This is a genomic window from Pseudomonas sp. CYM-20-01 (assembly GCF_023169845.1).
Taxonomy (GTDB): Bacteria; Pseudomonadota; Gammaproteobacteria; order Pseudomonadales; family Pseudomonadaceae; genus Aquipseudomonas; species Aquipseudomonas azotoformans.
Window position 1 is genome coordinate 933,006 of sequence record NZ_AP025169.1, and the last position, 13,452, is coordinate 946,457.

Annotated in this window: 11 protein-coding genes; 5 read left to right on the forward strand and 6 right to left on the reverse strand. The window is 61.4% G+C overall.

Translation table 11 applies throughout. The annotated features are described in order from the left end of the window. Window positions 1-145: 145 nt before the first annotated feature. From accC to M2497_RS04015, 5 genes are all read right to left on the reverse strand, one after another. Window positions 146-1,507: an acetyl-CoA carboxylase biotin carboxylase subunit gene (accC, locus tag M2497_RS03995; RefSeq protein WP_058423580.1), complete on the reverse strand. Its 1,362-nt coding sequence runs from the start codon at window positions 1,505-1,507 to the stop codon at window positions 146-148. A gap of 17 nt (window positions 1,508-1,524) precedes the next feature. Then, complete coding sequence (gene accB, locus M2497_RS04000; RefSeq protein WP_010213489.1) at window positions 1,525-1,989, reverse strand: acetyl-CoA carboxylase biotin carboxyl carrier protein; 465 nt, start codon at window positions 1,987-1,989, stop codon at window positions 1,525-1,527. Window positions 1,990-2,013: 24 nt separating this feature from the next. Beyond that, entirely contained in the window at window positions 2,014-2,469 is a 456-nt protein-coding gene (gene aroQ / locus M2497_RS04005) for a type II 3-dehydroquinate dehydratase (protein WP_017136743.1), read from the reverse strand. A 179-nt stretch (window positions 2,470-2,648) separates the two neighbouring features. Then, the gene (locus M2497_RS04010) at window positions 2,649-4,610 is read right to left on the reverse strand and encodes a methyl-accepting chemotaxis protein (protein WP_248485919.1); all 1,962 of its coding nucleotides are present in this window, start codon (window positions 4,608-4,610) and stop codon (window positions 2,649-2,651) included. A gap of 53 nt (window positions 4,611-4,663) precedes the next feature. After that, complete coding sequence (locus M2497_RS04015; protein WP_248485920.1) at window positions 4,664-6,334, reverse strand: PleD family two-component system response regulator; 1,671 nt, start codon at window positions 6,332-6,334, stop codon at window positions 4,664-4,666. A 298-nt stretch (window positions 6,335-6,632) separates the two neighbouring features. Between M2497_RS04015 and M2497_RS04020 the strand changes: the two genes are divergently transcribed. The 5 genes from M2497_RS04020 (at window position 6,633) to M2497_RS04040 (ending at window position 11,870) form a co-directional block, all read left to right on the forward strand. After that, window positions 6,633-7,700, forward strand: a complete 1,068-nt coding sequence (locus M2497_RS04020; RefSeq protein ID WP_248485921.1) for a DUF2333 family protein — start codon at window positions 6,633-6,635, stop codon at window positions 7,698-7,700. Between the two features lie 2 nt (window positions 7,701-7,702). Beyond that, window positions 7,703-8,239 (forward strand): NUDIX hydrolase, encoded by a 537-nt coding sequence (locus M2497_RS04025; protein WP_248485922.1) that lies wholly within the window; start codon window positions 7,703-7,705, stop codon window positions 8,237-8,239. Window positions 8,240-8,412: 173 nt separating this feature from the next. Then, window positions 8,413-8,784, forward strand: coding sequence for a translation initiation factor Sui1 (locus tag M2497_RS04030; protein WP_005784408.1), 372 nt, complete (start codon window positions 8,413-8,415; stop codon window positions 8,782-8,784). Window positions 8,785-8,927: 143 nt separating this feature from the next. After that, a complete protein-coding gene (gene speA / locus M2497_RS04035) occupies window positions 8,928-10,841 on the forward strand; it encodes an arginine decarboxylase (protein WP_071491593.1) in 1,914 nt (637 codons plus the stop codon). Between the two features lie 135 nt (window positions 10,842-10,976). Further along, window positions 10,977-11,870 (forward strand): alpha/beta hydrolase, encoded by an 894-nt coding sequence (locus M2497_RS04040; RefSeq protein WP_248485923.1) that lies wholly within the window; start codon window positions 10,977-10,979, stop codon window positions 11,868-11,870. Here M2497_RS04040 and M2497_RS04045 read toward each other — a convergent pair. Further along, window positions 11,815-13,152, reverse strand: a complete 1,338-nt coding sequence (locus tag M2497_RS04045; RefSeq protein ID WP_248485924.1) for an MATE family efflux transporter — start codon at window positions 13,150-13,152, stop codon at window positions 11,815-11,817. The two genes, M2497_RS04040 and M2497_RS04045, sit on opposite strands and share 56 nt — an antisense overlap. Between the last annotated feature and the right edge of the window lie 300 nt (window positions 13,153-13,452).

Here is a 13,452-nt window from a genome sequence, read left to right on the forward strand (position 1 = left end):
ATGGCGATGGATCAGACACAGCTGCATCAACTGACACTCCCTCATCGGGGGCAAGCCCCCTCCCACATTGGACCCTGTACATCCAGAAATTCCAGGGCCCAGACACAACAAAGCCGCCCGGAGGCGGCTGTGTTGTTTGGAGCACTTACTGGTTGGCCAGCTTGTGTTCCAGGTAGTGAATGTTCACACCACCTTCGCAGAAGCCTTCATCACGTACCAGTTCCCGATGCAGCGGGACATTGGTCTTGATGCCATCCACCACGATTTCATCCAGGGCGTTGCGCATGCGGGCCATGGCCTCATCGCGGGTGGCGCCCCAGGTGATCAGCTTGCCGATCAACGAGTCGTAGTTGGACGGAACCTTGTAGCCGCTGTACAGGTGCGAATCGACGCGAACGCCGTTGCCACCTGGAGCATGGAAATGCTTGACCAGGCCTGGGCTCGGGATAAAGGTTTTCGGGTCTTCGGCGTTGATCCGGCACTCCAGGGAGTGGCCGTGGATCTTCACGTCGTCCTGGGTGAAGGACAGCACGTTGCCCGCGGCGATGCTCAGCATCTCCTTGACGATATCAATACCGGTGACCATCTCCGAGACCGGGTGCTCTACCTGCACGCGAGTGTTCATCTCGATGAAGTAGAAACGACCGTTTTCGTACAGGAACTCGAAAGTACCCGCGCCACGGTAGTTGATATCGATGCACGCCTTGACGCAGCGCGCCAATACTTCCTGGCGGGCTTTTTCGTCCAGGCCCGGTGCCGGGGCTTCTTCCAGTACCTTCTGGTGGCGACGTTGCAGCGAGCAATCGCGGTCACCCAGGTGAATGGCGTGGCCCTGTCCGTCGGACAGTACCTGGACTTCCACGTGACGTGGGTTGGTCAGGTACTTTTCCAGGTAGACCATCGGGTTGTTGAACCAGGCGCCTGCTTCGGAGCGGGTCTGCTTGGCGGCTTCGATCAGGTCTTCTTCCTTGTGCACCACGCGCATGCCGCGACCACCACCGCCACCGGCGGCCTTGATGATCACCGGGTAGCCGACTTCGCGACCAATGCGCAGAGCGGTTTCCTCGTCTTCAGGCAGCGGGCCGTCGGAACCTGGAACGGTTGGCACGCCGGCAGCGATCATGGCTTCCTTGGCGGAGACCTTGTCGCCCATCAGGCGAATGGTCTCGGCTTTCGGGCCAATGAAGGTAAAACCGGATTTTTCCACCTGGTCGACAAAGTCGGCGTTTTCCGCGAGGAAACCGTAGCCTGGGTGGATGGCGGTTGCGCCTGTCACTTCTGCTGCAGCGATGATGCTTGAGACTTTCAGGTACGAGCTTGTAGCCACTGGCGGGCCGATGCAGATGCTTTCGTCCGCCAGTTTCACGTGCATCAATTCAGTATCGGCCGTCGAGTAAACAGCGACGGTCTTGATGCCTTGTTCCTTACAGGCGCGCAGGATTCGCAGGGCGATCTCACCGCGGTTGGCGATCAGGACTTTTTCCAGTTTCTTCGCAGGTTTCAACATCGAAGGCACTCCGCGGTTCAAACGATGGTGAACAGCGGCTGGTCGTACTCAACCGGCTGACCGTTTTCTACCAGGATGGATTCGATGACGCCGGCTTTTTCAGCGGTGATGTGGTTCATCATCTTCATCGCTTCAACGATGCAGATGGTGTCGCCCACTTTCACGGTAGCGCCGACTTCAACGAAGGCTGGCGAAGTCGGTGCCGGGGTGCGGTAGAACGTACCGACCATTGGCGACTTGACCACGAAGCCGTTCAGCGCAGGCGCGGCCGGGGCAGCTGGAGCAGCGGCAGCTGCAGGGGCGGCGGCAGGCGCAGCAGCGGCCGGAGCCGGCGCTTGCATCTGTGGCGCATAGAACTGCTGGGCCGGGGTCTTGCTGTGGCGGCTGATCCGTACGGACTCTTCGCCTTCCTTGATTTCCAGCTCGTCGATACCGGACTCTTCCAGCAGTTCGATCAGTTTCTTAACTTTACGGATATCCATGAATCATCAACTCCCAAGGGTCGGTCAGGGGCGCTTGGCCGGTTGTTCAAGTTGTTCCAGGGCGGCCTCCAGGGCCAGTCGGTAACCGCTGGCGCCAAGGCCGCAGATCACACCTACCGCTACATCGGAGAAGTAGGAGTGATGGCGGAAAGCTTCGCGTTTGTGCACGTTCGACAAATGCACTTCGATGAATGGGATGCTCACCGCCAGCAGCGCGTCACGTAATGCAACACTTGTATGCGTAAAAGCGGCGGGATTGATCAGGATAAAGTCCACGCCTTCGCCGCGCGCGGCATGGATGCGATCAATCAATTCGTACTCGGCATTGCTTTGCAGGTAGAGCAGATGGTGGCCGGCTTCACGCGCCCTGCGTTCGAGATCAAGGTTGATCTGCTCCAGGGTGACTGCCCCGTAGACGCCCGGTTCACGGGTGCCGAGCAGGTTCAGGTTGGGTCCGTGAAGAACCAGTAAGGTCGCCATCGGCTGTTCCTTGTTATTGATGTGGGTACGGCAGAACCCGGCGACTATGCCGCAAAGCCTTTGTGACTGTCCAGTTCTATGCAGTAGGCGGCACGATTAGCGAGGATAGCGCGAAAATTGTGACTGTGGGGCTGGATTCGGTCATTGGCAACACCGTCTCGAATCCTGTGGAGATCGTGTCAGACGCGGAAGGCTTGAACGGCAGTGTTGAGCTGCCCACCCAGCACCAACAACTGCTCACCCTGGCGTCGGCCCTGACCAATGCGCAGCAAATTATCCTCACCCAACTGATGAATCCGCTCACTGTTGTCGCGAATCTCACTGACGGCACCACTCTGCTGCGCGGTCACATCGGCGATGCGCACGGCGGTCTCGGAGATGGTCTGGATCGCGCCGACGATTTCATCCAGCGCACCGTCCGCTGCCTGGGCTTGCTGGGCGGTGGCTTCGGCGTGTTCGACCTGGGCGCGCATGCCTTGCACCGATTGGTGGGCGGCGCTTTGCAGCCCGGCGATCAAGGTCTGGATTTCGGCGGTGGCGCCAGCGGTGCGTTGGGCCAGCGAGCGCACCTCGTCGGCCACCACGGCAAAACCGCGTCCGGCTTCACCGGCACGGGCGGCCTCGATGGCGGCGTTGAGGGCCAGCAGGTTGGTCTGGTCGGCAATCGAGCGGATCACCGTGAGTACCCCGCCGATGGTGGCAGATTCCTCAGCGAGTTTTTCGATCATCTGCGCGTTTTGCTGCACTTCGCCCACCAGGGCATGCAGCCCGGTCAGGCTCAGGCCGATCACGCGCTGGCCTTGCTCCACCGCCTGGCCGGCGCTGCGACTGGCACCGGCAGCCTGGCTGGCGTCGCCGGCGACTTGCTGGATCGTCGCTTCCAGTTCGCCCAGCGAATCACGGATCTGCGCGGTATCCCCGGCCTGGCGTTCGGCGCCGTCGTGCAGGCCGCTGCTCAGTTCGGCGAGGGTGCGGCTGCTGCCGGCGACTTCCTCGGCGTTGCCGCGAATGGTGCCGACCAAATCCACCAGGTAGGCGCGCAGGCGGTTCAGAGACGCTTCGATATCGTGCAGTTCGCGGTTGGTCTTGCCCAGGGCAATCGGCCGGCTGAAGTCACCTTCGGCCCAAGTCGACAGGGCTGGCGCCAGGTTGGTCAGCACTCGCGCCAGCTTGCGTTGCAGGGTGTCGATCAATAGCGCGATCAACAGGATCAGGCCAATCATCAGCCCTTGCATCAGGCGCACTTCGCCCTGGATCTTGGCGTGTTGCGCACGCACGACCGGCTCCAGGCCGGCGATGGCTTGTTGCACGGTGTTGATTTTCTGGTGGGTTTTGGCGGCCAGGTCGGTGCGTTGCTGGATCTGGTCGCGGGTGCGCTTGAGTTCGGCGGGGTAGCGGGTCAGCAGGCTGTTGAGTTCACGCTTGAGGTCGACGCCGGTGTCCTGGGCTTCGGTTTTTTCGCTGTTCTCCAGGCCCATCAGCGCAGAAAAATCATCGGCGCTGGACTCGGCGCTGGCCTTCACGCCCAGCAACGGCAGTTGCTCCAGCAGGTCGGCCTGGCTGCGAATGTTGCCGACTTCGCGTTCCACATCGTCGGCCAGTTCCGCACGCCCGCTGCTCACCAGTTTGTCGCGGGCCAGCGACAACTTGCCCAGATGCTGGGAGGCGGCCAGCAACGGCGGCAGATAGCGGGCGGCTTCGGGAGAACTCACGCCGATGGCGTACTGGCTCAGTTGCTCCAGGTTGGCGCCCAATTCACGTTCGGCTTGCAGCAGCAAGGCTTGCGGGTCGCCTGCCAGCTTGCCGGCCGCCAGCAAGTCGGTCTTGCTGAACGCATCCAGGTCCACCAGGCTTGGGCGCAGGTTCTGCGCCAGGTCCGCCGGCAGTTCATTCAGATGCTGTACCAGGCTTTCCAGGCTCTGGCCCGCGCTGCTCAAGCGCAGGGCGTCGCCGCTGGCCAGGTAGTCGTCGATATTGCGCGCGGCTTCGTTCTGGAAACTCTGCGACAGGCCCAGGTAGCGCTCCATCAGCAAATAGGGCCGCTCCAGCGCCCGTTGCGACCACCACAACGTCGCCCCCAGCGCCAGGCACACGGCCACCAGAAGAAGGGTATTGAGATTGGTCAGCAGCTTCAGGCGCATGCGTGGTTTCAACCGACAGCAAAAGATAAGTGCCTGAAGTTATTGCGTTTCCGTTACAAAGTTATGACGGAATCAGTGGATTCCGGTGAAAAGATGGCACTTTGCTTTGATGTGCGTGCGGCTTGCACACGATTGCGCCCAGCGTCCTTGGCACGGTACAGCGCCTCGTCGGCCTGGGCGGCCATCATCAGGCTATCGGAGCCGTCGCACAGCTCCACCAGTCCTGCGCTGAAGGTGCACCACAAATCCTGGGGTTGCGCCGGGTAGTGGATCTCGGCAAAGCGCCCACGGATTTCATCCAGCACTCTGCAGGCCGATTCCAGATCGGTGTCGGGCATCACGATGGCGAATTCCTCACCACCATAGCGCCCGATGTAGTCGGTCTTGCGCAGGCGCTGCTTGAGAAACAGCGCCAGACTCTTGATCACGCGGTCGCCCATGGGGTGGCCGTGGCTGTCATTGACCCGCTTGAAGTGGTCGATGTCGAGCATGGCAAAGCTCAATGGCTTGTTCTCGCGGCGCGCGCGGAAGCTGCAGTCTTCGAGCAATTGCAGGATGTGGGTGTGGTTGTACAGGCCGGTCAGGCTGTCGCGTACCATCCGCGCCTTGAGGTTGCGCGCCCGCGCCGCGCGGTTGCGCACGGTGGTGATCAGGTGGCGCGGCTTGATCGGCTTGGTGAGGAAGTCGTCACCGCCTTCGCTCATGGCGTCCAGTTGCTTATCCAGGTCGTCTTCGGCCGACAGGTAGATGATCGGCACGCTGACGTAACGGTCGTTATGGCGGATGACCTTGGCCAGTTCGGTGCCGGTACAGGCGGGCATGTACATGTCGAGGATGATCAGGTCGGGCTGGAAGTCCGCCAGCTCGGCCATGGCCTGGATCGGCTCGATCAAGGTGCGAGTGACGATGCCGGCACTGTTGAGCAGGCGCTCGGTGTGCAGTGCCTGGGCCCGCGAATCGTCGATGATCAGCACTTTATACGGTTCGTACTGGGCAACGCAGGTCAGTACTTCGATCTTTTCCAGCAGGCTGGAAGCTTCCAGCGTACCGGTGAGGAATTCCTGGCCCCCGGCGCGCACGGCGGCCAGGCGGGTCGGGGTGTCGGTTTCGTGCAGGCTGAAGAACAGCAGCGGCAGCTTCTGTTCCAGGCCTTCCTGGGCTTCGGCGGCGAGCTTGAGGCCCAGGCCGGCACCGCAGAAATCCACGTCCATCACAATCGCCGAAGGCAGGCGCTCGGCCATCGACGCACGAAACGCCGCCACGCTGTCCAGGGATTGGGCGCTCATGCCAAAGAACTCCAACTGCTTGGCCAGGCGCTCGGCACGGTCGTGATCGGCCAGCATCACGTAGATCGGCTTGCGCATCGGCGGCAGGAAGGTTTGCTCAAGCTGGTCGCCCTGGCGCAGGCCGGTACGGGACAGGCGCTGCATCAGGCGGTTGAGTTCGGTGATCAGTTGGCTGCTCAGGCGCCCGCGGTTTTCGTTCACGGCCTTGAGAGACTCGCCGATGTGGTGCGCGAGCTGGCTGTGTTCCGGCTGTTCGAAACGCTCGGCAAAGCGCAGCAGGCGCAGATTGGCCTCGCTGAGTTCGGAAAGGTCGGTGCCGGACCACTCGCTGCGTTGCAGGCGCTGCCAGATCTCAAGAATTTGACGTGCCTGATGAATTACCCGCTGGGCAAAATGCTGCTTGAGGCGCTCACGGCTGGGGTCTTCTGGCTCGGTCATATCCTGACTACTAGTGAGGGTGCATGCTGAGGTCGACTGATGGCTCTATGCTAGCACCTCTTTCCCATGGGATGAGTGTCATACGTCAATAAACTGTGCGTGCGGAGTATTCAGTTGCTGACCCGCTGGTCGCTCGGCGTAAAAAGCGTGCATCCTTTATAGTCCAACACCCTCTGTGCGCCAGTTTGGCGAAAAGCCCCGCACGGGCGGGCACGATGGGGTAGGGTTGTGGTCGGAGTGTTTGAACGCACGCCATCAATTCAAGTGCATGAACTCAAGTGATTGAAAGGATATCGCCATGCTGGACTGGAAAAACCGTGCAGGCAGTGCCAAAGGCCCCGCCCCTGAGCCCAAGTCGGCCAACCGCAGCTATTTTCGTACCTTGCTGATGAGCCGCGCCGTGCTCAGCGTGCTCGGCCTGTACCTGTTGGTCACGGGCGCCCTGGGCTGGTACTGGAGCGAAGAGCCGGCGCTGTTCCCGGTCCAGCAGAATGCACAGCTTGCCGCCGAAAAAGACGGCAAGCAGATGGTGGTGGGCTTTACCACCGTCGAAACCCTCAAGACTGTGGTCGGTACCTTGCTGAACAAGCCGGGTGGCTACATTTCCAACGACCGCTTCCCGCCTGGCCTGTGGATGGACAACATGCCGAGCTGGGAATACGGCGTGCTGGTGCAGGTACGTGACCTGACCCGCGCCCTGCGCAAAGACTTTGCCCGCTCCCAATCGCAATCGGCCGAGGATGCGGATCTGGCCAAGGCCGAGCCGCGCTTCAACTTCGACAACAAGAGCTGGGTGCTGCCGTCCAGCGAATCGGAATACCAGGAAGGCATCAATTCCCTGAGCCGCTATGAGGCGCGCCTGTCCGACCCGAACCAGAAGGGCGCGCTGTTCTATGCGCGGGCCGACAACCTGAACAACTGGCTGGGCGACGTCGCCACCCGCCTGGGCTCGCTGTCTCAGCGCCTGTCGGCCAGTGTGGGTCGCGTGAAACTGAACACCGCGCTGAAAACCGAAGCGCTGGCGCCGGGTGAAGTGCCGCAGGTTGATGAAGAAGTGGTGGAAACCCCATGGATGCAGATCGACAACGTGTTCTACGAAGCCCGTGGCCAGGCCTGGGCCCTGTCCCACCTGTTGCGCGCCATCGAAGTGGACTTTGCCGACGTCCTGGCCAAGAAGAACGCCACCGTCAGCGTGCGCCAGATCATTCGTGAGCTGGAAGCCTCGCAGGAACCGGTGTGGAGTCCTATGATTCTTAACGGCAGTGGCTTCGGTGTACTGGCGAACCATTCGCTGGTGATGGCCAACTATATTTCCCGGGCAAACGCTGCAGTGATCGACTTGCGTCAGCTCCTCAACCAGGGTTGATGATGGACGCTACTCAAAAGGAGGCCGCCCACCGCGCGGCTTCCGATGCCGAACTGATCTGCTGGGTCGATGAGCAGGACACTCTGCTCGGCAGTCTTGTCAGGGCCGATCTGCGCCAGCGCGGGTTGATCGGCCGTTGCACCTTTATCTTCCTGTTCAATTCGGCCGGTGAGCTGTGTGTGCACCGGCGCACCCTGAGCAAAGCCATGTACCCCGGTTTCTGGGACACGGCGGCGGGCGGGATGGTGGCTGCGGGCGAATCCTACGCCGTGTCGGCGGCTCGCGAGCTGGAAGAAGAACTGGGCGTCGGCGGGGTGGAACTGGTCGAACATGACCATTTCTATTTCGAAGATGGCGATAGCCGGCTCTGGTGCAAATCCTACTCCGCCATCTGGGACGGGCCACTGTGCCTGCAGCCGGAAGAGGTCATGGAGGCGCGCTTTTTACCTATCGACACCGTCCTGCAGGAGGCTGAGCAAAAGCCCTACTGCCCGGACGCCCAGGAAGGCTTGCGCCGCTATCTGGCCTTACGTCGCTAAAGTTGCATAAATTGGCGCCATTTGGCTCTTAGCAAGTCGGCTTTTTGTGGTTACACTGCGCGACTTTTCACCCGAACCGCCTTGGCGGTTCGGTAGCGCTGCCCCTGCCTGAGTGGGGCTTCGCGGTCGGTCATCCTGATCGATCAGTCTTCATCCTCCCAAGAGGATTGCCGGTGGCCAAAAAAGCCGCATCCTTCGCCGCCCTTGGTGGCCTGGTATTTTCCACCGACGCAGGTCGACACTGCCCGGACTGTCGTCAGCCCGTGGATTCGTGTACCTGCAAACAGACCCTGATCCCCGAAGGCGACGGTATTGCCCGCGTGCGCCGCGAGAGCAAAGGCCGTGGCGGCAAGACGGTGACCACCATCACCGGTGTGCCGCTGGCCGAAGATGCGCTGAAGGAACTCGCCACCACGCTGAAAAAGCGTTGTGGCACCGGTGGCGCGTTGAAAGACGGTGTCATCGAGATCCAGGGCGATCACGTCGAGTTGCTGTTGGCCGAGCTGATCAAACTCGGGTACAAGGCCAAGAAGTCCGGCGGCTGAAAGCCTCTTCCCGACCTGTGTCTAAACTCTGTCCTGCGCGTGGGGTCCTACCTTGCACGCAGGCAAATCGTCATTTTCATTCTTTAGACTGCGCCAGCCTCAACCAGGGGCGGCGCTTTCGCCTTCATTTATAGGGGACTTCGATGTCCGTACGACGCACACGCAAAGACGATGGCAGCCAATGGACAGTTGCGGACAGCCGCAGTGTTTACGGGATTCGCCATTGGGGGGCCGGGTATTTCGCGATCAATGAAGCCGGTCGCGTAGAAGTCCGTCCGAACGGCCCGAACAGCACGCCCGTCGACCTGTACGAGCAAGTCGACGAACTGCGCAAGAGCGGCCTGTCGTTGCCGCTGCTGGTGCGCTTCCCCGACATCCTGCAAGACCGTGTACGCCAACTGACCGGTGCTTTCGATTCGAACATCGAGCGCCTGGAATACCAGAGCAAGTACACCGCGCTGTACCCGATCAAGGTGAACCAGCAGGAAGCGGTGATCGAAAACATCATTGCCACCCAGAACGTGTCCATCGGCCTGGAAGCCGGCTCCAAGCCCGAGCTGCTGGCGGTATTGGCCCTGGCGCCGAAGGGCGGCACCATCGTCTGCAACGGTTACAAGGACCGTGAGTTCATCCGCCTCGCGCTGATGGGCCAGAAGCTCGGCCACAACGTGTTCATCGTGATCGAGAAAGAATCCGAAGTTGAGCTGGTGATCGAAGAGGCCGCCAGCCTCAAGGTCAAGCCACAGGTTGGCCTGCGTGTGCGTTTGTCGTCGCTGGCGTCGAGCAAGTGGGCGGACACCGGTGGCGAGAAATCCAAATTCGGTCTGTCGGCGGCGCAACTGCTGTCGGTGGTTGAGCGCTTCCGTGCGGCCGGCCTGGACCAGGGCATCCGCCTGCTGCACTTCCACATGGGCTCGCAGATCGCCAACCTGGCCGACTACCAGCACGGTTTCAAGGAAGCCATTCGTTACTACGGCGAACTGCGCAACCTCGGCCTGCCGGTGGACCACATCGACGTCGGTGGCGGCCTGGGCGTGGACTACGACGGGACGCACTCGCGTAACGCCAGTTCGATCAACTACGACATGGATGACTACGCCGGCGTGGTCGTGGGCATGCTCAAGGAGTTCTGCGACGCGCAGAGCCTGCCGCACCCGAACATCTTTTCCGAAAGCGGCCGTTCCCTGACCGCCCACCACGCCATGCTGGTGGTGCAGGTCACCGACGTCGAGAAACACAACGACGAAATCCCGACCATCGAAAACAAGGAAGCCCTGCCGGAAACCGTGCAGTGGCTGGTGGACCTGCTCGGCCCGACCGACATCGAGATGGTCACCGAAACCTACTGGCGCGCCACCCACTACATGAGTGACGTGGCCACCCAGTATGCCGACGGCAAACTGACCCTGGCCGAAAAAGCCCTGGCCGAGCAGTGCTACTTCGCCGTATGCCGCCGCCTGCACAACTCGCTCAAGGCCCGCCAGCGCTCGCACCGCCAGGTGCTGGACGAACTCAACGACAAGCTGGCCGACAAGTACATCTGCAACTTCTCGGTGTTCCAGAGCCTGCCGGACACCTGGGCCATCGGCCAGGTATTGCCGATCCTGCCGCTGCACCGCCTCGACGAAGAGCCGCTGCGCCGCGCCGTACTGCAAGACTTGACCTGCGACTCCGACGGCAAGATCAAGCAGTACGTCGACGAGCAGAGCATCGAGACCAGCCTGCCGGTGCACGGCTTGAACGAAGGTGAAGACTACTTGCTGGGGATCTTCCTGGTGGGCGCCTATCAAGAGATTCTCGGTGATATGCACAACCTGTTCGGTGATACCGATTCGGTGAACATCTATCAGCGTGAAGACGGTTCGGTGTACAGCGCCGGTATCGAGACCCACGACACCATCGAAGACATGCTGCGCTACGTGCACTTGTCGCCGGAGGAGTTGATGACGCACTACCGTGACAAGTGTGCGAGCGCGAAGATCAGCGCCAGTGAGCGTACGCAGTTCCTGGATGCGTTGCGCCTGGGCTTGACCCGGTCTTCCTACCTGTCCTCGTAAAAAATGTGGGAGGGGGCTTGCCCCCGATAGCGGTACATCAGCAACACTTAAGTTGCCTGATCCACCGCCATCGGGGGCAAGCCCCCTCCCACATTTGACGCAGTGCTGATCCTGAAATTGTCTGAGGGCTGAGCAATGTTGAGCAAATGGCCGCAAGTGTTCACCCTGGCAGTGGCCGCATTCTTGGCCGCCTGCTCCCCCATCAAAGTCCTCAACGCCCTCACCCCTTCCAGCACCTTCACCAAGACCGCGGCCATCGCCTACGGCGCTGATCCGCGCCAGAAACTCGATATCTACCGTCCCGCTCCCGCCATCGCCAACGCGCCCGTCGTTGTGTTTTTCTACGGTGGCAGCTGGAACAGCGGCTCCAGGGACGACTACGGTTTCGTCGGCGAAGCCCTGGCGTCACGCGGTATTGTCGTGGTGATTGCCGACTACCGGCTTTATCCCCAAGTGCGTTACCCCGCGTTTCTCCAGGATGGCGCTCAAGCGGTGGCCTGGACCCACCAGCACATCGCCGAATACGGCGCTGACCCGCAGCGGCTCTATGTGATGGGCCACAGCTCCGGCGCCTATAACGCGTCGATGTTGGCGCTGGATGCGCGCTGGTTGAATGCGGTGGGCTTATCGCCTGCCATTTTCAAAGGCTGGATCGGACTGGCCGGGCCGTATGATTTTCTGCCCATTGAAAATAAGGACGTACGGCCGGTGTTCTTCTTCCCTGACTCGCCGCCTGAGTCTCAGCCGATCAACCACGTCAGTGCCGATGCGCCGCCGAGCCTGGTAATGGCGTCAACGGACGACAATCTGGTCAACCCCACGCGCAATACTGGCGGCTTGGCTAATAAGTTGCGCGCGGCCGGCGTGCCGGTAGAAGCGTTTTACTTCTCCAGGACCAACCACCAGACGCTGGTGGCCTCCCTGTCCAGGCCGTTGCGTTGGTTGGCGCCGGTGCTGGATCGGGTCACCGTGTTTATCCAAGCCACTGATCCTGTCGGTTCAAGCGCCAGGCAATCGCCCACAAAGTAAGGCTGCGCAGGGCCATGAACAGCAGGAAGCTTATCCACAACCCGTGGTTGCCGAACCCCTGCAACGCCCAGGCAAATGGCAGCAGGATCACCACGGTCAGCAACATGCCATTGCGCATTTCCCGTGCACGGGTGGCGCCGATGAACAGCCCGTCCAGCAGGTAGCTCCACACCGCAATCAAGGGCAACACGGCCAGGTAGGGCAGGTAGATATCGGCGGTCTCGCGCACGCTGGGGATATCGGTCTGCATGGCAATAAACAAATGGCCGGCGAAGGTGAACAACAGGGCAAAGCCGACGCTGGCAATCAACGACCAACCGCAAGCGACCACTAATGAACGGCGCAAGGCCTGGCGGTCATGGGCGCCGATGGCGTGGCCGCACAAGGCTTCCACCGCATGGGCCAAGCCGTCCAGCGCATGGGCCGTCAGCAACAGGCCGTTGAGCAGCAGTGCATTAGCCGCCACGGTGGCGTCGCCCAGGCGTGCGCCTTGCACCGTGATCATGAAAAACACCGATTGCAGCGCAAGGCTGCGGATGAAGATGTCGCGGTTCACCGCCAGCAACGGGCGCCAGCTCTCCCATAGTTTCAGTGCTGCCCAGGCGATATGGCCGGGGTAGGCGCGCAGGGCTTTTTGCGTCATCGCCAGGCCCAGCAAGGCGCCGGTCCATTCGGCGATAACGGACGCCCGCGCTGAGCCGACCACCCCCCAATCCAGACCCAGCACAAACCACAGGTTCAGGGCGATGTTGACCAGATTGGTGGTCAGCAGGATCGCCAACGGCGCACGGGCGTTCTGCGTGCCGAGGAACCAGCCCACCAGTGCATAGCTGGCAAGGGCGGCAGGCAGGCCGAACAGGCGGGTGTGGAAAAACGCCTGGGTCAGTTGATTCAGTTCCGGGGAGGGCTGCATCCACTCCAGCGCCAGCTGGCTCAGCGGTATGCCCACCGTGCCCAATAGCATTGCCAGGCCCAGCGCCAGCAGCAGGCCTTGCAGGAGGATTTGTCGCAACGCGGCCCCATCATTGCGCCCGGCGGCTTGTGCGGCAAAACCGGTGGAACCCATGCGCAGGAAGCCCATGGCCCAGGCCAGGAAGGTATACAGGCTGGCCCCGACCGCCACGGCGCCCAGTTGATGGGCGTGGGGCAGGTGGCCGATGACCATGCTGTCGACCAGGGCCACAAGGGGCACCGAGATATTCGACAGGATCATCGGCGCGGCCAGGGCCCAGACGCGGCGGTGGGTGGGGCGGTGGCGCCAGTCGGTGAGTAGGGTGGGCATGAGGGCTCCTTGGGGGAGCGGCATTGTAACGGGCCCTTTATCTCACTGCAGAACCAATGTGGGAGGGGGCTTGCCCCCCGATTGCGGTGGGTCAGCTCCAGATTCACCCACTGACATACTGCAATCGGGGGCAAGCCCCCTCCCACCTTTGGATCTCCAGTGTTTGTGGGATTTGGCTCGACATTGCGTCCCATCAAGAACCAAAGCACCCTCCGTCGGTCAATGTGACCAGCACCACATCGGCTCCCTGCGGGCTGATATATAGTTCACCCTTCGGACCCCTCTCACAACGAGTGCCCC